Consider the following 21,515-nt stretch of genomic DNA (forward strand, 5'->3'; position numbering starts at 1 on the left):
GCCGGGCCACCTCGCCAGTACGGGCCACAACCCTGTTCCACCTGGCCTTTAGCGGGATTGCAGCGTCCCCGCCCTGTGCTTGCAGACAGCACCTCTCTTCGGACCGAAGCCCGATGAGGTACATGTATTACCTGTTCCTCATCATGGAGAGGCGGGTTGGGGTCGTCAAGTCCCTTGGTTTTCAAGGAGGTCGTGAACCCGCCCCGCTCGATGCCTCAAGCTTGGCCTGATCAGGGCAGACGCTGGACTCCACACATGTACGGCTGTGGGACGACTTGGCTACGGTGAAGTCGTCCCAAGTCGTCCCGCGGATGGGAGAGTGCGGCATGGCCAACGAACGACTGCGCGGCGCCATCATCGAGAGCGGCATGACGCTCGATCAGGTCGCCGAGCGGCTCGGGGTGTCGGCGAAGACAGTGGAGCGCTGGATCAACGACCCCAAGCGCCAGCCGTACCGCCGATTCAAGTACGCGACGGCCTCGCTCCTCCAACGCGAGATGTCTTACTTATGGCCTGAGGAACGGACGTCCGCGGAGGTCACCGAGGCGGGCAACGCCGAGCTGATCAAGCTCTACCCCCACCGCTCGGTCGTGCCGAACCGGCTCTGGACGCAGCTCTACGCCAGCGCTCAGCGATCCTTCGATGTCCTGGTCTACTCGGGGTTCTGGCTCACTGAGGACGCGGCCTTCCACCAGGTCGTCAAGGAGAAGTCGGCCGCCGGCATCCCGGTCCGGTTCATGCTCGGCGACCCCGACTCAGCTGCGGTGGCAGTGCGCGGAGCCGACGAGGGGATCGGTGGCGCCATGGCAGGCAAGATCCGAAATGCCCTGGTCAACTATGCGCCACTCTTCGGACTCCCTGGCGTGGAATTCCGCCTTCACTCCACCACCCTCTACAACTCCCTCTATCGCGCGGACGACCAGATGCTCGCAAACGGGCACCTGTACGGCGTCGGCGCGTACATGGCGCCGGTGCTGCACATCCAGCGGGTGGCCGGCGGCGAGCTCTTCGACGCTTACGCCGAGAGCATCGAGCGAGTCTGGGAGAGCGCCCGCCCCATCACCTCACCCACTGACCTGGCAGGCTCGGACGCATGAGCCGAACCGACTACTTCCGCGACCCCGCCGCCCCAAAAGCCAACTCGGTGGTGCCGTCCGTGACGGTCGTCGTACGCGACGACGAGGGGCGGCTCCTCCTCATCCATAAGACCGACAACGACCTGTGGGCCCTCCCAGGCGGAGGCCACGACATCGGCGAACGAATCGGCGACACCGCGGTCCGGGAGGTTCGGGAGGAGACAGGGATCGAGGTGGAGGTGGACAACATCGTCGGCCTCTACACGGACCCGGACCACGTCCTGGCGTACGACGACGGAGAGGTCCGGCAGCAGTTCTCCATCTGCTTCCGGGCCCACCCGGTCGGCGGATCCCTCCGCACGAGCAGCGAATCGAAGGAGGTCCGCTGGGTTCACCCAGCGGACCTCGATGACCTGGACATCCACCCGTCCATGAGGCTGCGCATCCGGCACGGCCTGGACGAGTCGCGACGAGAGCCCTACCTCGGCTGAGCGCCGGCCACGGCAGCGGCCATACGGCGCTCCACCCGCTCATTGGCGGCGTAGATCTCGGGCGCCGCGCGCTGAATGAACCGTCCCACGATGGTGTCCGGCCCGTACCGCTGCACGATCTCGTCCAGCCGGGCGACCGGGGTGGTGTGCCCGCCGTCGGGCGTCGTCGTCATGTCGGAGACGATCAGCGCGTCCACCAGCTCCGGCCGCTCAAGCTCGAACTCAGTCTCAAGCTCATGCCGGAGCCCTCGCTCCTCAGCCTCCAGGAGCGCACAGGAGTGATGCGCCACGAGCCGCACCACACGCTCGTCGGCACCCTCCTGGTCCCGAAGGAACCGGGCCCCATCGAGCGGGTGGAAGCCGGTAGTCGCGATGGCCGGCGAGTACCCGACGTCATGCAGAACGGCGGCAGCCTCCAGCAACTCCGCATCGGCGCCGAGGATCGGACTCAGAGACCGAGCCCGCTTGGCCACTCCGAGGGAGTGCGCCCAACGACGCGGCAGCGGACCGGACAACATCGATTCGGAGAGCGAGTACGCCCACTCAGTAAGCCCCATGGACGTCAAGGCTACGGCTACTCAGGGACGGCCGGGAGGGCGCGTACCGTGCGGCCCTTGCCGTGGACGGCGATGAGCAAACCAGAGCCCTCCATTTGCGCCAAAGCCCGTCGCACCGCAGTCCGCGAGGCGTCAAAGCGCGCGCACAGTTGAGACTCAGACGGATAACCATCGCCAATCGACAAGGAATCTTCAATGATGAGCTCAGTAAGGCGCTGAACGAGGGGGCGAATTGGAGCCGAAGCGATCCGCCATCCCGCTCCTGGCACCGAGACCACCAGTTTATCCGACTCTAGACTCTTGAGTGCTCTCCGTATCGTATTTCGCGCCACGCCGAACTTATCAGCCATGGCAGCCTCGGATGGAAGGATCCCATTCTTGAACTTTCCTTCCGAGATTTCCTTGCGCACCCCTTCAGCAATGCGCATATAGGTTCCGCGCGGGCTCGCCACTGGCACGAGATTCCCTCCTTCCGGCCTCATTTTCTAGCCACTGCAAGCGAATGGGGACCACTCAAGCGTCCCACACATATCCCTACTCAGATGGCCGCAGCCCTAGTCGCGTGGGCCGCGACGGTACTTAAGGCGCGCAAGAGCGACCTTCCTGCGATTTTCCCTGGTAACAGGAAGATGGTCCGGCACACTCTCCTCGAATCCATCAAGTTCGCTTGAGAGATTCTCGTAGAAGTAGTCGAGTCCAACCACTTCCTCAAGAAAATCGATCCTTAGATCGGAAAGCGACTCACCGGATCCACTGATCGCTACAGACACATTCAGTGCAGCAAACTCCAGCGCATCCCAAGGACCACCAATTAGCGCTTCACGCAAGATGGGGTCAACCACCTCCTTACCCGCTGCACGTCGCCAGTGGAATACGTGCCTGAAATCGTGATCAGAGACGTCTTTAAGATCTCGCGAAATGAAGCCTTCTACTCGGCGATGGAGCACCTCTACAACTGCAGGCTCTACTGGCGTAATTTTGCCCTCATCCCCGGTGAGCCTCAAGTCCTCAAGCACTTCCGAAACCAGAATCGCCCCATACTCGTACGAATCCATTTCAAGAATTACTGCATGCGCCCTATCGGACGGAACCGCCTCCATTGCAACTCGAGCAAGTCGTTCAACGGCAAGCATCGGGCTGCCGACGATCGAAAAAGACTGGTGTACGACTCTGGATCGGATATCGGCAGCTATCGGAAGGATCAGACAGGCGGCGTCAGGAAACTCGGAGATGCGCGCTTCGATCTTCCGCGCGATTCGTACAGTGTCTTCAAACAGGGACGCTTCGAGCTCGGCCGCCACCGACTCATCCGGGCCTTCGCCGAGACGAACGAGCCAGCCCCTCACCGTTCTATTCGGAACGTCATCACCAGGGACGCCAAAGGAGAAGTACCGATCGAAGTAGTCGCGGTGCCCGACCCCAAGCCGGCGCTCAGCCTTGTCCTGAAGCGAACCAAGACCTCCGCTGTAGTTTTTCTTGATCATCTCCAGGGCGGGGAAGAGAGAGCTCAGCAGGTCAAAAATCGACTGGGTTCGCGCATCCGCAGCGCCTGCCTCCGAGAGCTCCTTAAGCCAGCGAGCCTCCTCCTGAGCATTTTCCCCGCTCCGCTGCCGAAGCATCCTCCCAACGTCCTCGCCAAGAAGTTCAGCACGCCAAGAGCCAGGAATTTTCTTATAGACTTCAGGCTCGAAAGTGCGAAGGAAGGTGAGGAGACAGAATTCAACGAAGTTCACTTCGTCATTCAGGGAGTCGAATAGTGAGTCAATTTGCGCAATGTACCTATTGACGGCGCGAGGTGTGGTCAGATAGCCGGAAATGAGGTCCTGATAGGTGGCACTAAAGCGGATGACATCCTGCTCATCCATCACCACACCGTAACGCTCCATAAGCTCCGTCAACGCGCTATCGAGAAGAGCGAGCGTCTGCTTCGGCCTCATTGGAGGCATATCGAATCTAACCTGGACGATCTTTTCCATGTAGTCACGGGCGCGGAGCCTGTCCCCCGCAGCGACGTCCGTCTGTTGAATCAGGTCCAGCAGAGTCTTCTCATCGTAAGCGAGCAGGTAGTAGATGTTCGGAAGTCGCCCCACTAGCCGGACAAGCTTGAACACCATCAAAAGCTCTTCCGGCGTTAGGCGATCGAGATCGTCCAAGACGAACATGATCGGCTTTTCCAAGTCCTCCAAGACTTTTTCCGCTCGGGCCTTCATACCGTTGGCGCTGACATCACCAGCGATCCATTTACCTACGGATTCGAGAGCAGCGCTGGCGTCGACTCCGGCGATTCCATTCACTTTTCCGGCAGGCGAGATCGCGGTGAAGAAATTTCCGATTCGCTCTCGCCCTTGACTCCACTTACTTCCATCCGGAAGAGCCTCACGGAGCGCCACAAAGAAGCCCAGTTGCAGGGACTCGGTATCGCTGTAGAGCCACGGATTCAGTTCCACCACGGTCCAGTCGACATCCTGGCCGTCCTTCAGCCCATCCAGAACCATGGACAAGGTGGTGGACTTTCCTGACCCCCAAGGCCCGATGAGGCCGGCGACGCTCGACTTGCTCTGCTGCCTTACTTGCGCAAGAGCCCCAACAACGCTCTGGGCAAATGACCGCCGCTCGAGGCTGTCGTTGGCCGGGTCCGGGTCATCACGAAAGTAGCTGCGCTGGCTCATGACGGAACGATAGCTGTGGCTGCTGCCCTGCGTGTCGCAGTTCGGAGGTCTCAGCATGGCTACGGCTGCGGCCCAGAGGTTGTGGAGAGACCTGGGCGTTGCCGCCCGCACGCGTGACGGGCGAGTGAGACCGGCCTGGTGGGGTTGCTCCTCATGAGAAGTAGCAGCTCGGAGGTGGTGTAGACGCCTAGTTGAGCATGCCCTCCGGAGCCGTGTGCGCAGGTTCGAATCCTGCCGGGGGCACTTCGCAGGAAGTGCCAAAAAGACCTCGCGATCAGCGGAAACGCTGGAAGCGGGGTCTTTTTCGTATGTCTCGGTTCAGGCGTTCGGGCGTTCAGGGGTTCAGGGGTTCAAGCGGAAGGCCCCGCCCTCGGCTGGTGCCGGGGCGGGGCCTTCGTGTGGTGCCGGTGGGGTTACTTCACGTTGATCGCGGTCCAGGCCGCGGCGACCGCGTTGTACTGGGTGCTGCCGGTGCCGTAGAGGTCGGCGGCGGCCGAGAGGGTGGCCGTGCGGGCGCCCGCGTAGCCGGTGGTGGAGGTCATGTAGGTGGAGAGGGCCTTGTACCAGATCTTGTACGCGGCCTGGCGGCCGATGCCCGTGAGCGTGGCGCCGTTGTAGGTGGGCGAGTTGTAGGTGACGCCGTTGATCGTCTTCGTGCCGCTGCCCTCGGAGAGCAGGTAGAAGAAGTGGTTCGCCGGGCCCGAGGAGTAGTGGACGTTCAGGCGGCCGACCGACTTCGACCAGTAGTCGGCGGAAGAGCCGTCCTTGCTGGGCTGGTCCATGTAACGGAGCGGCGAGCCGTTGCCGTTGATGTCGATCTTCTCGCCGATGAGGTAGTCACCGGTGTCGGAGGCGTTGTTGGCGTACCACTCGACCGAGGTGCCGAGGATGTCGGAGGTCGCCTCGTTCAGGCCGCCGGACTCGCCGCTGTAGCGGAGGTTGGCGGTGGAGGAGGTCAGGCCGTGGGACATCTCGTGGCCGGCCACGTCGAGGGACGTGAGCGGGTGGGTGTTGCTGATGCCGTCGCCGTAGGTCATGCAGAAGCAGGAGTCGTCCCAGAACGCGTTCACGTACGCGCTGCCGTAGTGGACGCGGGAGTAGGCGGCGACGCCGTCGCCGCGGATGCCGAGGCGGCCGAGCTCGTTCTTGTAGAAGTCCCACGTGACGGCCGCGCCGTAGTGGGCGTCCGCGGCCGCCGTCTCGCGGTTGCTCGCGAGGCCGTTGCCCCACGTGTCCGTGGAGTTGGTGAAGAGCGTGCCCTGGCCGGACGTGCCGCCGTTCAGGTCGTACGTCTTGTGGCCGCCGCGCGTGGCGTCGGTGAGGGTGTACGAGCCCGAGGTGCCGAGGGTGACCTGGCCGGCGTACATCGTGTTGCCGACGCCCGTCTCGATCGTCTCGACGGAGGAGAGCTCCTTGCCGGTGGTGGCGTCGGTGACGACCTGGCGGCGGCTCGGGGTGCCGTCCTTCTGGACGCCGGTGACGTAGGTCTCCCAGGCGAGGACCGGCTTGCCGGTGGCCACCCAGATGACCTTGCGGGCGGAAGCGACCTTCTCGTCCGCGTTGGCGGCGGAGGCGAGGGCGGACTTGCCCGCGGCGACGGACGAGACGGCGGCCGTCGTGGTGGCGACGGATATCCGGGCCGAGGTCGCCTTGGTGGTGGAGCGGGCGCCCGACTTCTTCTGGTGGACGACCAGGTCGCCGCCGAGGACCGGGAGGCCCTCGTAGGTGCGCTCGTAGCGCGTGTGCACGGTGCCGTCCGCGTCCTTGACGACGTCCCGGACGACCAGCTTCTCCTGGGCCGGCAGGCCGATGGCCTGGGCGGTGGCGGCGGCCTCGCCCTGCGCCTCGTGGATGGCGGCGGCGCGCTGGCTGCCGGTCAGCTGGACGGCGGTGGCACCGGCCTCGCGCTGGGCGTCGGCGTTGGCGGATCCGGTCTGGACACCGACGACGACCATGGCGGCGGAGGCGATCAGCGCGGCGGCACGGGCGGTGGTGCGGCGGGACGAAGACTGCTGGCGGGTCACGCGGGCTCCTTCGCTGTGAAGCGTGGGGGTTTTGGTGGGGGTGTGTTGCGGGGTGAGCGTGCCAGCGAAAGTCCCCGTTTGACAGGTATGCAACAAGGATTTGACCATCTGTTGTCCGAAGGGCGGCCAAGAGCGTCCGCTATGCGGCGAGTTGGATCAACTTCAACCGCTGTTCATTTATCGGACACCCGCGTTGGGGCGACCGTTCGCGACCGCCTGGGCGTACGAGGAGCGCAGCACCGCCGTCGCCACCTCCAGCTCCTCCTCGTCGCGCGGCGCGTACAGCATCACGATCGTGTCGGGGAACTCCGGCCGCCTCGTGATCGGATGCGGTTCCGCCCAGCCGAGGTCCACCAGAGCCGGCAGCGCCGTCGGCTCCACGGTGAGGTGGAGGAAGCCGGAGCGGTGGACATGTCCGAACTCGTCCACCGAGGGGTGCAGGAACGCCGTGAAGGAGCGGTCCCGTTCCGGGATCCGGGGCAGCCGCAGCGCCAGCGAGCCCGGCTCCGAGACCAGGCTCGGGCCGGTCACCACTCCGGGCAGCAGTCGGGCACGGGCCACCAGCTCCTCCCGTACCGCCGGCGGAGAGAAGTCCTCCAGCTGGTCGTGCGGGATCTCGGCGCCGGTCGTCCGCGGACGCGGGCCCCTGCGCGCGGGCAGGGACGTGAGGTCGAGGGGCAGGTCGGCAGACATGGGGCTCCTCAGAGGGGGGGAGGGAAAGGGAAGGGGCGGTACCCGGGCGTGCCCTGGGTACTTCTTGTGCCCGACCCGCAGTCTGCGCGATGCTCCCCGCGTGACAGAAGACGGCACTTCAACAGGCCCTGCGCACACCGGTGTTACCGACCAGGTCTGCGAGCTGCGCGAGGTCCTCGACCGCGTCGGCGACAAGTGGAGCGTCCTCGTCATGGCGCTCCTCGGCGACGGCCCGCGGCGCTACTCCGAGCTCCGCCGCTCCATCGAGGGCATCTCCCCGCGCATGCTGACCCTCACCCTGCGCAGCCTGGAACGCGACGGCCTCGTCCTGCGCACCGTCACCCCCAGCTCACCGCCCCGCGTCGACTACGCGCTCACGCCGGTCGGCCGGACCCTGTCGGCCGAGGTGGGCGGGCTCATCCGGTGGGCGGAGGAACACCGTTCGTACATCGGGCGGTCCCGGCGGGTGTACGACGACGGCGGTGCCGGCGACCTGCCCCCGGTCTGAGGCCTTGCCCTTGTGTGTCGGCGACCTGCCCCCCCCCCCCCCCGGCCCGATGCCTTGCGCCTGCGTGTCGGCGACCGACCCCGGTCGCAGTGTGGGGCGCATGAGGCTGCGCAAGGAACTGCCGGTCGTCGCGGTGGGGAGCGGCAGCGCGGCCAGACCCTCCCTGCGCCATCCGGACGGTCCCGACGGGCAGCTACACCCTGCGCGCGCGGGCCCTGCCCTCCGTCTCGGCGCCCGTCACCTGGGAGGAAGTGGAGGGCTGCGCCCCGCCCGGGGATCTCGTCCTCCTCAGGGGCGACATCGCGCCACGTCTGGAGCGGTACGGGGACCTCATGGAGCCGCTCCTCGAGCCGGGGCGGGCAGGGGCCGTCCCGTGAACGGAGTCCCGGAGGAAGGCGGCGCCGTCGTGCTGCCGCCGCCCGTCGACGTCATGCGGCCCCGGGCCGCCGACGAGATCCCCGCACAGGCGGAGCCGTCCCGGGAGCTCCCGTACTCCCTCAAGCTGGACGGCTTCCGCGTACTGGCCTTCGTCCTCGACGCCGGGAAGGCCGTCCTGCGGTCCCGCTCCCGCCGGGACCTCGCGCCGGGGATCGTCCTGGACGGCGGGCGAGCTGTGCGCCTACCGGGACGGGCGGCTCAGCTTCACCGACCTGCTCCGGCCGCACACCGACCGGGTACGGACCGGGGTGCCCGTCTCGTACGTCGCCTTCGACCTGCTCCCCGGCCCCGGGCGCGACGTGCGCGCGGGGCTGGTTCCGGGACCTGCGGGACGCGGGCGTCGCGAAGGTCGTCGCGAAGCGGCTCGACTCCCCCTACCGGGCGGGCTCCACCTGGGCCTGGCACAAGATCCGGCACGCCGACACGAGCGACGCCCTGCTGCGGACCCGCACCCACAGGTCCCGCGAGGCCGGACCCGGCTGCCCCGGCGCAGTCGCGCGAGGTCGGGGAGCCGGCGGGCGACCGGGCGGGGCCCCTCGCGGAGGACCCGGAGCACGGGCCGGTGAGCTGGGTGGACCCGCCGCTCCCGGTCGAGCTGCACCAGGTCGCGGGGCGGCACGAGACGGCGACGTTCGCCCGGGTCCGGTCAGAGGGGTAGGGGGCGGCGTGGCGGGGGTCGTCAGGCGGGACTCTCCGCGCCCCTCGTCCAGCGCCCTCCCGCGCTCCGCGTCCGGCACCGTCCCGCGTCCCTCACCCGGCACCGTCCCGCGCTCCTCACCCGGCACCGTCCCGCGCTCCTCACCCGGCACCGTCCCGCGCTCCTCACCCGGCACCGGCGTGTCGTCCGTTCCGACACCGACCGCAACTGCCTTGCTCCGCACCGTACATGGCGCAAAGAGACCGCAACAGGCGCTCCGGGCGCGGCAGGTGTCGCCGGTTCGGCTTTGTTGTCCGTCCTGTGGTGCACACTTGCTGCCTGGCACAGCGCTCACGGGGAAGGCGGCCTGGCAATGCTGACGGGGATCGAGGAGGTCGACTGGGCCTCGCTGGGGCACGCGTACGGCCCCGCGGACGACGTGCCGGAGCTGCTCCGCGGACTCGCCTCCGCCGACCCCGCGGAGCGGGAGACCGCCCTCGACGGCATGTACGGCGCGGTGCACCACCAGGGCGACGTGTACGACTCGACGCTCGCCTGCATCCCCTTCCTCCTCGAACTCGTCGCCGACCCCGCGGTCCAGGACCGGGGCTGCATCGTCGAGCTGCTCACCAGCATCGGCGGGATCGAGCTCGACGACGACGATGAGGAACTGGACGAACTCGGCGCGGACGACGAGGAGTTCATCCCCGCCGCCAACTACGCGATGGCGGCCGCAGCCATCGCCGCCGGGGCCGACGTCTTCCTCGGCCTCGTGTCGGACGCCGACCCCGAGGTGCGGCTGGCCGCGCCGTGCGCGCTCGCCTCGCTGCACCCCGAGCCCGCCCGGGTGCTGAACCTGCTGCGGGAGCGGCTCACCGTCGAGCGGGACACCGAGGTGCGGCTCGCCCTGGTGGCCGCCGTCGGGCGGCTCGCCCTGCGGCACGCCTCGCTGCGCACCGAGACCGTCGAGTGGCTCGGCTGGCTCGCCCGCGCCGCGCAGGACCCCGGGCTCCGGCTCGCCGCCCTCGCGCAGCGGGCGCGCTGCGCGCCCGGTGACATTCCGGACGATGTGGTGCCGTGGGTGACGGGGCTCCTGGAGGAGATCAGGACCTCGGCGAACCGGGCGGCAGCCCCCGGCACGGAGCGGGCGGCGACGCCGACCCTCATCGGGCAGGTCCGCGAGCTCCTGGAGGAGCACGCCGCCGGGCGGCCCGCGCCGTGGACGGAGGAGCTGCTGCGGACCCTGCACGCGGCGCTGGACGACCGGGTCGACGACCGGATCGCGCTGATCGTCGCGCAGCTGCGCAGTCCCGACTGGGGGCAGCGTTCGGACGCGATCTGGATGTGCGGCGGTTTGATACGGGTCTGGCGCGGGCGGTACGAGGAGGTCGTGCGACTCGTCGGCGCCCAGCTCCAGGACCCCGAGCCCCGGCTCCGCGAGGCGGCCACGTCCTTCCTGGAACGACTCTTCGAACTGGGCGCACCCGCAGCGGACGCACTCGCCGCCCGCCTCGCGGCGGGCCCGGGAGCCGCGGGCACGAGCGCTGCGGGGCCGGTCAGGTCCGGGCGGGACGGTGCTCTGCTCGCGCTCGCCCGGGCCGGGGACACCCGGGCGGTCCCGTTGCTCGCCCGGGCGCTGGAGGAGCCCGAGGTGCGGCGCGAGTTGCTGTACGCCATGGACGGGCTCGGGCCCTCCGCGGCGATGCTCGCCCCGCTGCTCACGCGCCGGCTCGCCGAGGTCGAGCTCGACGAGCGGCTGTACGACCGGGCGGCGCCGCTGCTGTACGCCCTGGCGGCCGTGCGGGGCGCCCAGGCCGTGCCGGAGGTGCTGCGGGTGCTGCGCGGGGCGCCGGCGAACCGGCGCGACTGGGTGCGGGAGGCCGCCCTGCGGACCCTGGCGGCCTTCGGGCCCGCCGCCGCGGAGGCCGTACCGGACGTGCGAAGACTCCTGGCCGCCGATTCGGCCGCGGTGGCCACGACGGCGGCGCGGGCGCTGTGGGCGGCCGAGGGTGATCGCGGGGACGTGCTGCCGGCCCTGGAGGGGTGGCTCCAGCCGGGCGCGTCGGGTGCGGAGTGGTGCGCGGCCGCGCAGGCCCTCGGCGAGATCGGTCCGGCGGCGGCCGCGGCGGCCCCGGCCCTGCGGCCGGGGCTGGCCTCGCGGGACCTGTGGGTGCGGGTCCGCAGCGCGGCGGCGCTGTGGCGGGTGTCGGGTGACGCGTCGGTGGCGCTCCCGGTGCTGCTCGCGGCCTGGGAGGAGAACCGGCACGCGCGCGTGGACATCGCGGAGTGCCTGGCGGAGATGGGCCCGGCGGCCTCGGCGGCGCAGCTGGTCGTCCTCACCGAGCTGACCCGCAGGCGCCGTCACAACGCCCGCGAGGACGGCTCCGGCAGCCATGACATCCACGTGGACGAGAAGCTGCTGACCCTGTGCCGGGCGGCGCTGGCCCGGATGGAGCGGGGGACGTTCTAGGACCGCCCGAAGGGAACCGGTCCGATGGTGAGACAAAAAGGACTTCACTCCGCATAAGGTCTACGAGGAGCCCGACCCCCATCGACCGACCGAGGAGCAGCGTGAGACCGCGCGGAGTGCAGTGGGCCGTCGGCGTCCCGTGCGTGCTCACCCTCGCGCTCTCCGGGTGCGGCGGCAAAGTGGGCGGGCTCAGGAGCGCCGGGCCCACGCCCACCGCCGTGGGGCCCGTCCGCCTCTGGCCCGATCTGCCGCCCGCCACGAACCCGCCGCTCGACTACGGCGAGTCCGACATCCAGCGCGTCCCCGGCATCCGGGCCGCCGACAACGACGTCCACTCCGTCGACCCGGTGGCGGTCGTCCAGGCCGAGGTGCGCGCCCACCCCGACACGTACACCGGCCCCGACGGTCTCTACGCGCAGACCGCCCGGGCGATCGAGGCCTGCGGCACGGCTCCGGCCGCCTGTCCGGTGCTGCGGCCGTACTACCGCGACCTCACCGGCAACGGCCGGGACGAGCTGATCGTCGGGATCCGGATGCCGGACCAGCAGGTCGGGGTGCGGGTCTACCTCGCCGAGAACGGCGGCCTCACCCGGATCATGTCGACCGTCGACCAGGTCATCAGCGTGGAGCTGGCGGGCCGGGACCTGATCCTGCGGGTCGGCTCGGCCGGCATCCCCGGGTACGAGTACCGGACCGCCTGGTCCTGGGACGAGCAGCAGGGCAGCATGCTGCCGACCCGCGACGAGATCGTACGGGTGAAGCCCTCCGGCACCGGGCCCTCCATGGTGCCCGCGCCCCACCTGGTGAGCCCGTCGCCGACTCCGACGGACGGGCCCGCGCCCGTACCCCTGCCCCCGGAGGCGACGCCGTGAGGGCGCCCCGGCGGCCCGCCTGGACCGCGACCCTCACCTGGAAGGCGGCGGTCTTCATCACGGTGATGTGCTGCGCCCTGGCCGCCCTGCTCGGTGTCCTCGTCCACGTCTCGGTGGCCGGCCAGACCGTGAGCGACTCCCGGGAGAAGGCCCTGACGCGGCTCACCGAGGTCGGCGAGCTGTACGAGGCGGGCGAGCCGCTCCCCCGGTTCGCCGGCGTGGATCCGCCCGGCCTGCCCGCCTCGCTGCGGGCGCTCGCCGTGCGCGGGGAGCGCGGCACGATGGTGTCCGAGTACGCGGGCCGGCCGACGATGTGGGCGGCGGGCCCGGCGGACGGCCGCGCCCTCGCCGTACGCCTCGACTACACCCAGAGCGCCGAGACGATCGACGCGCTCGACCGCTCGATCCTCGGCTCCTCCGTCCTGGCCATCGGGGCGACCCTGCTCGTGGGCGCCTTCGCGGTCACCCGGGTCACCCGCCGGCTGCACCTCACCGCGCAGGTGGCCCGCCGGATCAGCGCCGGCGACCTCGACGCGCGCGTCGACGACCCCCGTACGAAGGACCCGACCCGGCCCCAGGACGAGGTGGCCACGGTCTCCGGGGCCCTCGACACGATGGCCTCCTCGCTCCAGCGCAAGCTGCAGAGCGAGCAGCGGTTCACCGCCGACGTGGCGCACGAGCTGCGGACCCCGCTGACCGGGCTCTCGGCGGCGGCCGAACTGCTGCCGGAGGGGCGGCCGTCGGAGCTCGTACGGGACAGGGTGCGGGCGATGCGCGGGCTCACCGAGGACCTCCTGGAGATCTCGCGGCTCGACGCCCGCACCGAGACCGTCGACCTGGCGGTGCACGAGCTCGGGCCGCTCGCCGAGCGGGTGGTGCGCGCCTCGGGCACGGACACCGAGGTGCGGGTGCTCCGGGACGCCACGGTCGAGACGGACCGGCGGCGGGTGGAGCGGGTGCTCGGCAATCTGGTGGCGAACGCGCACAGGCACGGGGCGCCGCCGGTGGTGGTGACGGTGGACGGCCCGGTGGTGTCCGTGCGGGACCACGGGCCGGGCTATCCGGCGTACCTCCTGGAGTCGGGGCCGCAGCGGTTCCGTACCGAGGGCGGGGGCAAGGGGCACGGCCTCGGGCTGACGATCGCGGCGGGTCAGGCGGAGGTGATCGGCGCCGAGCTGGTCTTCGCCGCCGCCCCGGACGGGGGCGCCGAGGCCCGGCTGCGGCTGCCGGAGTACGTACGGCTCGCCGACTCCGAATCCGCGCAGTGACGGCACACCGTCACACAAAAGGGACATAGGGCATACCGCTTGCTACGTTGCGGCCATGACCGCACCCCCGCCCGGCATCCGCGTCCCGAAGCGGCGCGGCGTGGAGCTGTCGCTCCTGATCGGCGCGGTCCTGATCTCCGTCCTCGGGTACGCGGAGGTGGGCCTCGCCCGCAGCGGCGCGGTGCCGCCCGACGCCGCCCGCTACGGGGCCGGGCTCGGGCTGCTCGCGCTCGTCGCCCACCTCGCGGTCCGCTTCCGCGCCCCGTACGCCGATCCCCTGCTGCTGCCGATCGCGGTCCTGCTCAACGGCCTCGGTCTGGTGCTGATCTACCGCCTCGACCTGGAGACGCCGAAGGACCAGGCGGCGACGACGCAGCTGGTCTGGTCGACGCTCGGGGTGGCGCTGTTCATCGTGGCCGTCCTGCTGCTCCGCGACCACCGGACACTCCAGGGGTACGCGTACGTGTCGGTGGCCGCCGCGCTCGCCCTGATGATCCTGCCGATCTTCTTCCCCGCGGTGAACGGCGCCAAGATCTGGATCCGGATCGGCGGGTTCTCGTTCCAGCCTGGCGAGTTCGCCAAGATCCTGCTCGCGGTGTTCTTCGCCGCGTACCTCGCCGCCAACCGCAACGCGCTCGCGTACACCGGCCGCCGGATCTGGAAGTTCCAGTTCCCGACGGGCCGGGTCCTCGGGCCGATCGTGGCGATCTGGCTGCTCAGCGTCGGCGTCCTCGTCCTGGAACGGGACCTGGGTACCTCGCTTCTCTTCTTCGGACTCTTCGTGATCATGCTGTACGTGGCGACCGGCCGGACCGGCTGGATCGCGGTCGGCCTCGTCCTGGCCTCCGCCGGCGCGTTCCTCGTCGGCTCGCTCGAACCGCACGTCCACACCAGGGTCCAGGACTGGCTGGACCCCTTCGCGTCGATCCGCGCGGGGGACGGGCCCGGGCAGCTCGCCCAGTCGCTCTTCGCCTTCGCCGCCGGCGGGATCCTCGGTACCGGGCTCGGTCTCGGCCATTCCGTCCTCATCGGCTTCGCCACCAAGTCCGACTTCATCCTGGCGACGGCCGGCGAGGAGCTCGGGCTCGTCGGCCTCACCGCGCTCTTCCTGCTGTACGCGCTGCTCGTCGCCCGCGGCTACCGCGCCGGCCTCTCGCTGCGCGACCCCTTCGGGCGGCTGCTCGCGATCGGCCTCGCCTCGATCGTGGCGCTCCAGGTCTTCGTGATCGCGGGCGGGGTGATGGGGCTGATCCCGCTGACCGGCATGGCGATGCCGTTCCTGGCGCAGGGAGGTTCGTCCGTGGTGACCAACTGGGTGATCGTCGCGCTCCTCATCCGGGTCAGCGACTCGGCCCGCGCGCCGCAGCCGGACGGCGCGGACACCGGGGAGCTGGCGAAGGCGGGTCCCCGGTGATCCGCTACATCCGGAGGGCCGCCGCCCTCTGCCTCGTCCTCCTGGTGGCGCTGCTCGTCAACGCCGCCCGCGTGATGGTCTTCCAGGCCGACTCCCTCGACGACAACCCGGCCAACCGGCGGATCGCGATCGACCGGTACGCGCATCCGCGCGGCGGGATCGTCGTCGACGGGAAGCCCGTGACCGGCTCCCGGGACAGCGGGCAGCAGCTGCGCTGGGAACGGACGTACAAGCAGGGCCCGTTGTACGCGCCGGTGACCGGCTACTCCTCCCAGACGTACGGCACGACGCTCGTCGAGCACGCCGAGGACGACGTCCTCGCGGGCACCGACCCGATGCTCGCGCCCCTGCCCTTCTGGAACGACCTCACCCGCGGCCGGCAGCCCGGCGGCGACGTCGTGACGACGATCCGCGCCCCGATGCAGGAGGCCGCGTTCCGGGGGCTCGACGGGAAGCGGGGCGCGGTCGTGGCGGTCGAGCCGTACAGCGGCCGCATCCTCGCGCTGGTCAGCTCGCCCTCGTACGACCCGGGGGTCCTGTCCGGGACGGGCCAGGCGGTCAAGGACGCCTGGCGGCGCCTCAACACCTCGCCGAACCAGCCGATGCTGAACCGGGCGCTGCGGCAGACGTATCCGCCGGGCTCCACCTTCAAGATCGTGACGGCCGCGGCGGCCCTGGACGCGGGGGTGGTGCGGGACCCGGACGCGGCGACGGACACCCCGGACCCGTTCGTGCTGCCCGGCACCCGGCAGGTCCTGCCGAACGAGGCGACGGGCTGCGGCGACGCGTCCCTCGCGTCCGCGATCCAGTGGTCCTGCAACACGGTGATGGCCGGACTCGGGGTGAAGGTGGGTCTTACGGGGATGGTCGACGCGGCGGAACGGTTCGGCTTCAACGACACGGGGCTCCGGGTGCCGTCCTGGGTGGCGAAGTCCAACTTCGACCGGGAGATGAGCCCGGACCAGCTGGCGCTCTCGTCGATCGGGCAGTTCGACACGACGGCGACCCCGCTCCAGATGGCGATGGTGGCGGCGGCCGTCGCCAACAACGGGGAGATCGCCCAGCCGTACCTCGTCGACCGCACCACGACCTCCGGCGGCACGATCGTGGACCGCACGGCCCGCCACAGCTACCGGCAGGCGATGAACCCCGCGACCGCGATGCAGCTCCAGCGGCTGATGGTGCGGGCCGTGGAGGAGGGCACGGGCACGAACGCGATGATCCCCGGGGCCCGGGTCGGCGGCAAGACAGGCACCGCGCAGCACGGCTTCGGCAACACGGGCACCCCGTACGCCTGGTTCATCGCCTGGGCGCAGGCGGACGACGCGGCCCAGCCCGCGGTGGCGGTGGCGGTCGTCGTCGAGGACGCGGAGGCCTCCCGTACGGACATCAGCGGGGGCGGCAGCGCGGCGCCGATCGCGAAGGCGGTGATGGAGGAGGCGCTGAGGCTGGAGGCGGAGGCGCGGAAGCCGTAGCCGGGGGCTGGATCGTGGATCCAATACCCCGTAGCCGGGAGGCTGGATCCTGGATCGTGGATCCAATACCCCGTAGCCGAAAGGCTGGATCCAAGATCCTGGATCGCGGATTCAATATCCCGTAGCCAGGAGGTTGGATCCTGGACCGTGGATCCAATATCCCGCCCCCCTCCGCATGCGTCAGCCGATCGGCTTGCGGATCTCCGCGCGGATCTTGACCGTGGTCTCGGCGAGCTCGGCCAGGTCGATGTCCTTCGGGTCGGCGGTGGCCGACTCGGCGGTGACGAGGGCGATCGCGGCCGCGGTGTTGTCGTCGCCCCAGGCGCACATGGGGAGCGTGGTCGTACCGAGCGCGCTCTTCGACGTGGTGACCTGGCAGCTGACGGTCACTCCGGATCCGGCGGGCGTGAAGTTCCTGGGCCGGACGGCGAGCGTGGAGCCCTCGTCCGTGGCGGCGCCCCGGAGGATGGACGCGCGGGTGGCCCCGGGGTTCTTGATGCGGCCGTACATCCCGGAGAGGACGAGGGTGGCCTGGTTCTCTCCGCGGTACTGCCCGACCGCCGCCTGGGCGTCCTTGACGGTGAAGTCGGGGGTGTTCTCGATCTCCTTGCCCTGGGTGTCGGAGAGGTCGGAGACCAGGGTGTACCGCTCGGCGAGGAGGCTCTTGGGGACGACGAGCTTGTGCGTCGCCTCGGGGAAGGAGCCGGTGACGCCGTCGAGCCCCGCCTTGGCCGCGTAGCCGAGACCGCCGACCAGGACCAGGGATCCGACGACGATGCCGGTGATCGCCGCGGCCGACAGCTTCTTCTTCGGCGGCCCCATGGGCGGCTGCCCCCAGCCCGGCGCGCCGGGCCCCGGGTACTGCGGGGGAACCCCGTGAGGCGGAACACCGTGCGGCGGGTAGCCCTGCGGAGCCCCGAAGGCGCCGGGCTGCTGCGGGGCTCCGTACGCACCGGGCTGCCGCGGAGCCCCGTACGCGCCCGGCTGCTGCGGGGGCGGTACGGGCCCGCCGTACGGCTGGTGGGGCGGCGGGGTCGGCGATGGTGGCATGGTCATGACGAGCACGCTACGTCACCCGTATGACAGCCCCCGTCCCTGCTCCTACTCCCCCGCCGACCCCTCGGCGATCGCGACCTCCACCTCCGCGGCCCGCTCCGCCTCCTCCGTCGCGAACCGTTCGCGGTCCAGCGCCTCCGCGATCTCCTCGTCCTGGGTCATCAGCAGGTCCAGGTTGGAGTCGCCGAGGTCGAAGACGCCCATGTCGAGGTAGGCCTTCTGGAGGCGCTCGCCCCAGAGTCCGATGTCCTTGACGCAGGGGACGATCCGGCTGAAGAGGAGCTTGCGGAAGAGGTGCAGGAACTCGCTCTGCTCGCTGAGTTCCTCCGCCTCCTTCTTCGGGATGCCGAAGTTCTCCAGGACCTCCACCCCGCGCAGCCGGTCGCGCATCAGGTAGCAGCCCTCGATGACGAACTCCTCGCGCTCGCGCAGTTCGGCGTCGCCGAGCTGCCGGTAGTAGTCGCGCAGGGCCATCCGGCCGAAGGCGACGTGCCGGGCCTCGTCCTGCATCACGTACGCGAGGATCTGCTTCGGCAGCGGCTTGTCGGTGGTGTCGCGGATCATGCCGAAGGCGGCGAGGGCGAGGCCTTCGATGAGGACCTGCATGCCGAGGTAGGGCATGTCCCAGCGGGAGTCGCGCAGGGTGTCGTCGAGGAGGCCCTGGAGGTTGTCGTTGATCGGATACAGCATCCCGATCTTCTCGTGGAGGAAGCGGCCGTAGATCTCGGCGTGCCGGGCCTCGTCCATGGTCTGGGTGGCCGAGTAGAACTTGGCGTCCAGGTCGGGGACGGACTCGACGATCCGGGCGGCGCAGACCATGGCGCCCTGCTCGCCGTGGAGGAACTGGCTGAACTGCCAGGAGGCGTAGTGCCGGCGCAGGTCGCCCTTGTCCTTCTCGGTCATCTTCGCCCAGTGGCGGGTGCCGTGGAGCGTCAGGACCTCGTCGGGGGTGCCGAGCGGGTCGTACGGGTCGACCTCGATGCCCCAGTCGATCCGGGTCGCGCCGTCCCACTGCTTGTCCTTGCCCTTCTGGTAGAGGGCGAGGAGGCGCTCGCGGCCGTCGTCGTAGTCCCAGGAGAAGCGGGCGGAACCGGCGGCGGGGACCTCCCAGACGGGTCCGGCCGGGGCGTTCACGTAGAGGTCGTGCGTCGACACTGACGACTCCTTCCGTCCTTTTCCAGCAGGCTCACACGGTGGTAGACGGATCGTCAACAAGTCGCGCACAAGGCTTTGTCGCCCCGGCGTCCGAGCGTCCCGCTCCGCGGATACGCTGCGGTGCATGACGAGCGCCGCCACCCCCGCGTACCGCAGGCTCAGCGTCGAGGAGCGGCGCGGGCAGCTCCTCGACACCGCCCAGGAGCTCTTCGCCCACCGGGCGCCCGAGGACGTCTCGCTCGACGACGTCGCCGAGGCGGCCGGGGTCTCGCGGCCCCTCGTCTACCGCTACTTCCCCGGCGGCAAGCAGCAGCTGTACGAGGCGGCCCTGCGCTCCTCGGCCGACGCCCTGAACCGCTGCTTCGCCGAACCGCCGGAGGGGCCGCCCACCGAGCGGCTCGGCCGGGTGCTCGACCGCTACCTGGCCTTCGTCGACGGGCACGACACCGGGTTCAGCGCCCTGCTGCGCGGCGGCAGCGTCGCCGAGACCTCCCGGACCTCCGCGATCGTGGACGAGGTGCGGCGGGCCGCCGCCGGGCAGATCCTCGTCCACCTCGGGGTGGAGCGGCCGGGCCCCCGGCTCGGCATGCTCGTCCGGACGTGGATCGCGGCCGTCGAGGCGGCCTCGCTCATCTGGCTCGACGAGGAGAAGCGGCCGCCGGCCCGGGAGCTGCGGGAGTGGCTCGTCGACCATCTCGTCGCCCTGCTCGCGGCGACCGCGGCGGGCGACCCGGAGACGGCGGAGGTCGTGAGGCGGCTCCTCGCGCAGGAGACCCCCGAGGGGCCGGTGGCGGCGCTCGCCCGCCGGGTGATCCCGGTGGCGGACGGGGCGGCCCACCTGCTGTGAGGCCCTGCGCCGGGAGAGACTGTGGGGGTGAAGAGCGAGAACACCCCCTTCCGCGGCGGCCCCCTCGACGGCCGGGTCCTGCCGATCCTGCTCGGCCCGACCGGCCACCCGCCGAAGTGGTACGAGGTCCCGGTCCCGGCGCACGACGGGCGCCCGCCGACCCTGTACGCCTACCGGCGCGAGCCCTCGGGATACACGAAGCGGCTCGGGCTCCAGCGCGGCTGGGTCTACCAGTACGCCCCCGAGGGGCGGGAGCGGCGCGAGCTGAAGTGGCCGTGGTCGAAGCCGACGCCGGGGCCGGGGCCGGGGCCGGGGCCGAACGAGTGACGAGAGAAGGCACGCCCCGATTCGTACGGTAATCGCATGAAGTGACACGTCATCATCCCCGTGGAGGTGATGACGTGTCGCGAAGGCTGCTGCGCACGGTCTGCACGGGGGCGCTCGCCGCGGCGACGGCCCTCACGGGAGTCCTCCCGGCGGCGGGTGCCGTCCCGGCCCCCCCGCCGGTGGACCCGCCTGCGGAGGCCCCGATCGCCTGGGGCGACCCGGCGGCGGAACCGGTGGGACCGGTGGATACGGGCACGCCGGGCGTGACGGCCGCGGATCCCGTGCCGCCCGGGGGCACGAGTACGGCACCCGGCGCGGATCCGGTCGCGCCTTCGGGTACCAGTACGGCACCCGGCGCGGATCCCGTCACCCCGGCCACCGCCTCTCCCCCCGCCACGGCCGCTCCCCCCGCGAACGGCACCGCCGAGGACGACGACGCCGCCGCCCTCCCGCCCCCCGGCGGGGACTCCGTCGGCGGGCTGCTCACCCGGCTTCGGACGCTCTACCAGCAGGCCGAGGCGGCGACCGAGAAGTACAACGCCGCCGAGGAGGCCCTGAAGCGCCAGGCCGCCGACACCAGGAAGGTCACCGCCCGACTCACCGCCGCCCGGACCGCGCTCGCGGAGGGCCGTGCGGCGGCCGGCCGGATCGCCCGGGACCAGTACCAGGGCAGGTCCGATCCCTCCTCGTTCCCCTCGTACCTGGGGCTGCTCTTCGCCGCGGACCCCCAGTCGGCCCTGGACGAGGGTCATCTGATGGCCCGCGCGGCCCGCGACCGGGCCGGTGCCATCGCGCGGCTCACCCGGGCCGAACGGCAGGCCGGCAGCCTCGCGAGCGCCTCCCGCAAGGCGCTCGACCGGCAGCAGGGGCTCGCGGCCGCGCAGCGCACCCGGCGCGACGAGGTGCGGGCCAAGCTCCAGGAGGTCGAGAAGCTGCTCGCCGCCCTGTCGCCGGACCAGCTGTCCCGGCTCACCGCGCTCGAACGCGTCCAGACCGCCGGCGCGCAGCGCGAGCTGCTCGACTCCGGGGTCCTGGACGGCGTGCGCACCCCGTCGCGGGCGGGGGCGGAGGCCCTGCGCTTCGCGGTGGGGCAGATCGGCAAGCCGTACGAGTGGGGGGCGGAGGGCCCGGAGGCGTACGACTGCTCGGGGCTGACGCAGCAGGCGTGGGCGGCGGCCGGCCGGGAGCTGCCGAGGACCAGCCAGGAGCAGTGGGCGACCCTGCCCCGGGTGCCGCTGGCCGAGCTGCGCCCCGGGGACCTGGTGGTCTACTTCCCGGGCGCGACCCATGTGGCGCTCTATCTGGGCGGGGGCCTGGTGGTGCAGGCCCCGCGCCCCGGCGGCAGGGTGAAGGTCTCCCCGCTCGCGGCGAACCCGGTGCTCGGGGCCGTACGGCCCGATCCGGAGGGAAAGGCGCTGAAGACGTACACCCCGCCCGTGCTTCCGGCAGGTGCGAGGGACGGCGGGGACGAGGGCTACGACAAGAACTGAACTCCCGCTCCCTGCCCACCTCTTGCTCTTGCACGTAATATGCAACAA

At 70.5% G+C, this 21,515-nt stretch carries 18 protein-coding genes and 1 pseudogene; 12 read left to right on the plus strand and 7 right to left on the minus strand.

Annotated features, from left to right (window positions below):
• Positions 1-326: 326 nt before the first annotated feature.
• Together GGE06_RS19545 and GGE06_RS19550 are read left to right on the plus strand one after the other, a co-directional pair.
• The gene (locus GGE06_RS19545) at positions 327-1,097 is read left to right on the plus strand and encodes a helix-turn-helix domain-containing protein (protein ID WP_184931358.1); all 771 of its coding nucleotides are present in this window, start codon (positions 327-329) and stop codon (positions 1,095-1,097) included.
• Complete coding sequence (locus GGE06_RS19550) at positions 1,094-1,567, plus strand: NUDIX hydrolase (protein WP_184931359.1); 474 nt, start codon at positions 1,094-1,096, stop codon at positions 1,565-1,567. The genes GGE06_RS19545 and GGE06_RS19550 overlap by 4 nt, the downstream gene beginning before the upstream one ends.
• Here GGE06_RS19550 and GGE06_RS19555 read toward each other — a convergent pair.
• From GGE06_RS19555 to GGE06_RS19575, 5 genes are all read right to left on the minus strand, one after another.
• Complete coding sequence (locus GGE06_RS19555; RefSeq protein WP_184931360.1) at positions 1,555-2,124, minus strand: HD domain-containing protein; 570 nt, start codon at positions 2,122-2,124, stop codon at positions 1,555-1,557. The genes GGE06_RS19550 and GGE06_RS19555 overlap by 13 nt on opposite strands.
• A gap of 17 nt (positions 2,125-2,141) precedes the next feature.
• Positions 2,142-2,582, minus strand: a complete 441-nt coding sequence (locus tag GGE06_RS19560; protein ID WP_184931361.1) for a GntR family transcriptional regulator — start codon at positions 2,580-2,582, stop codon at positions 2,142-2,144.
• A gap of 96 nt (positions 2,583-2,678) precedes the next feature.
• Positions 2,679-4,793 carry a KAP family P-loop NTPase fold protein gene (locus GGE06_RS19565; protein WP_184931362.1) on the minus strand — a complete coding sequence of 705 codons (2,115 nt, stop codon included), beginning with the start codon at positions 4,791-4,793 and terminating at the stop codon, positions 2,679-2,681.
• A 413-nt stretch (positions 4,794-5,206) separates the two neighbouring features.
• The gene (locus GGE06_RS19570) at positions 5,207-6,748 is read right to left on the minus strand and encodes a M4 family metallopeptidase (RefSeq protein WP_246532664.1); all 1,542 of its coding nucleotides are present in this window, start codon (positions 6,746-6,748) and stop codon (positions 5,207-5,209) included.
• A 246-nt stretch (positions 6,749-6,994) separates the two neighbouring features.
• Positions 6,995-7,510, minus strand: coding sequence for a luciferase domain-containing protein (locus GGE06_RS19575; RefSeq protein ID WP_184931364.1), 516 nt, complete (start codon positions 7,508-7,510; stop codon positions 6,995-6,997).
• Between the two features lie 100 nt (positions 7,511-7,610).
• Between GGE06_RS19575 and GGE06_RS19580 the strand changes: the two genes are divergently transcribed.
• The 7 genes and pseudogenes from GGE06_RS19580 (at position 7,611) to GGE06_RS19605 (ending at position 16,592) form a co-directional block, all read left to right on the plus strand.
• Positions 7,611-8,018 carry a winged helix-turn-helix transcriptional regulator gene (locus GGE06_RS19580; RefSeq protein ID WP_312883197.1) on the plus strand — a complete coding sequence of 136 codons (408 nt, stop codon included), beginning with the start codon at positions 7,611-7,613 and terminating at the stop codon, positions 8,016-8,018.
• A gap of 194 nt (positions 8,019-8,212) precedes the next feature.
• Positions 8,213-8,395, plus strand: a pseudogene (locus GGE06_RS42680) (non-homologous end-joining DNA ligase); the annotation flags it as partial.
• A gap of 1,071 nt (positions 8,396-9,466) precedes the next feature.
• Positions 9,467-11,563, plus strand: coding sequence for a PBS lyase (locus GGE06_RS19585; RefSeq protein ID WP_184931366.1), 2,097 nt, complete (start codon positions 9,467-9,469; stop codon positions 11,561-11,563).
• 101 nt (positions 11,564-11,664) lie between these two features.
• Entirely contained in the window at positions 11,665-12,435 is a 771-nt protein-coding gene (locus tag GGE06_RS19590; protein WP_116158841.1) for a hypothetical protein, read from the plus strand.
• Complete coding sequence (locus GGE06_RS19595) at positions 12,432-13,703, plus strand: ATP-binding protein (protein ID WP_184931367.1); 1,272 nt, start codon at positions 12,432-12,434, stop codon at positions 13,701-13,703. Before GGE06_RS19590 ends, GGE06_RS19595 begins: the two co-directional genes overlap by 4 nt.
• A gap of 55 nt (positions 13,704-13,758) precedes the next feature.
• Positions 13,759-15,117: an FtsW/RodA/SpoVE family cell cycle protein gene (locus GGE06_RS19600; RefSeq protein ID WP_116158843.1), complete on the plus strand. Its 1,359-nt coding sequence runs from the start codon at positions 13,759-13,761 to the stop codon at positions 15,115-15,117.
• The gene (locus GGE06_RS19605) at positions 15,114-16,592 is read left to right on the plus strand and encodes a penicillin-binding transpeptidase domain-containing protein (protein WP_116158844.1); all 1,479 of its coding nucleotides are present in this window, start codon (positions 15,114-15,116) and stop codon (positions 16,590-16,592) included. Before GGE06_RS19600 ends, GGE06_RS19605 begins: the two co-directional genes overlap by 4 nt.
• 180 nt (positions 16,593-16,772) lie before the next feature.
• Here GGE06_RS19605 and GGE06_RS19610 read toward each other — a convergent pair whose 3' ends face one another.
• Together GGE06_RS19610 and GGE06_RS19615 are read right to left on the minus strand one after the other, a co-directional pair.
• The gene (locus tag GGE06_RS19610) at positions 16,773-17,648 is read right to left on the minus strand and encodes a proline-rich domain-containing protein (RefSeq protein ID WP_221518276.1); all 876 of its coding nucleotides are present in this window, start codon (positions 17,646-17,648) and stop codon (positions 16,773-16,775) included.
• Between the two features lie 45 nt (positions 17,649-17,693).
• The gene (locus tag GGE06_RS19615) at positions 17,694-18,803 is read right to left on the minus strand and encodes a ferritin-like domain-containing protein (RefSeq protein ID WP_184931369.1); all 1,110 of its coding nucleotides are present in this window, start codon (positions 18,801-18,803) and stop codon (positions 17,694-17,696) included.
• Between the two features lie 124 nt (positions 18,804-18,927).
• Between GGE06_RS19615 and GGE06_RS19620 the strand changes: the two genes are divergently transcribed.
• The 3 genes from GGE06_RS19620 to GGE06_RS19630 all read left to right on the plus strand — a co-directional run bounded on the left by GGE06_RS19620 (position 18,928) and on the right by GGE06_RS19630 (position 21,467).
• A complete protein-coding gene (locus tag GGE06_RS19620; protein ID WP_116158847.1) occupies positions 18,928-19,650 on the plus strand; it encodes a TetR/AcrR family transcriptional regulator in 723 nt (240 codons plus the stop codon).
• 27 nt (positions 19,651-19,677) lie between these two features.
• Positions 19,678-19,977, plus strand: coding sequence for a DUF8847 domain-containing protein (locus GGE06_RS19625; RefSeq protein ID WP_184931370.1), 300 nt, complete (start codon positions 19,678-19,680; stop codon positions 19,975-19,977).
• Positions 19,978-20,051: 74 nt separating this feature from the next.
• Entirely contained in the window at positions 20,052-21,467 is a 1,416-nt protein-coding gene (locus tag GGE06_RS19630) for a C40 family peptidase (protein ID WP_184931371.1), read from the plus strand.
• Positions 21,468-21,515: the final 48 nt, after the last annotated feature.

Source organism: Streptomyces nymphaeiformis, assembly GCF_014203895.1.
Lineage (GTDB): Bacteria > Actinomycetota > Actinomycetes > Streptomycetales > Streptomycetaceae > Streptomyces > Streptomyces nymphaeiformis.

Coding starts and splice junctions, on each gene's coding strand:
- GGE06_RS19555 (WP_184931360.1), bottom strand. CDS start 2,124: ATGGGGCTTACTGAGTGGGCGTACTCGCTCTCCGAATCGATGTTGTCC.
- GGE06_RS19545 (WP_184931358.1), top strand. CDS start 327: ATGGCCAACGAACGACTGCGCGGCGCCATCATCGAGAGCGGCATGACG.
- GGE06_RS19565 (WP_184931362.1), bottom strand. CDS start 4,793: ATGAGCCAGCGCAGCTACTTTCGTGATGACCCGGACCCGGCCAACGAC.
- GGE06_RS19610 (WP_221518276.1), bottom strand. CDS start 17,648: ATGACCATGCCACCATCGCCGACCCCGCCGCCCCACCAGCCGTACGGC.
- GGE06_RS19550 (WP_184931359.1), top strand. CDS start 1,094: ATGAGCCGAACCGACTACTTCCGCGACCCCGCCGCCCCAAAAGCCAAC.
- GGE06_RS19620 (WP_116158847.1), top strand. CDS start 18,928: ATGACGAGCGCCGCCACCCCCGCGTACCGCAGGCTCAGCGTCGAGGAG.
- GGE06_RS19570 (WP_246532664.1), bottom strand. CDS start 6,748: ATGGTCGTCGTCGGTGTCCAGACCGGATCCGCCAACGCCGACGCCCAG.
- GGE06_RS19575 (WP_184931364.1), bottom strand. CDS start 7,510: ATGTCTGCCGACCTGCCCCTCGACCTCACGTCCCTGCCCGCGCGCAGG.
- GGE06_RS19585 (WP_184931366.1), top strand. CDS start 9,467: ATGCTGACGGGGATCGAGGAGGTCGACTGGGCCTCGCTGGGGCACGCG.
- GGE06_RS19600 (WP_116158843.1), top strand. CDS start 13,759: ATGACCGCACCCCCGCCCGGCATCCGCGTCCCGAAGCGGCGCGGCGTG.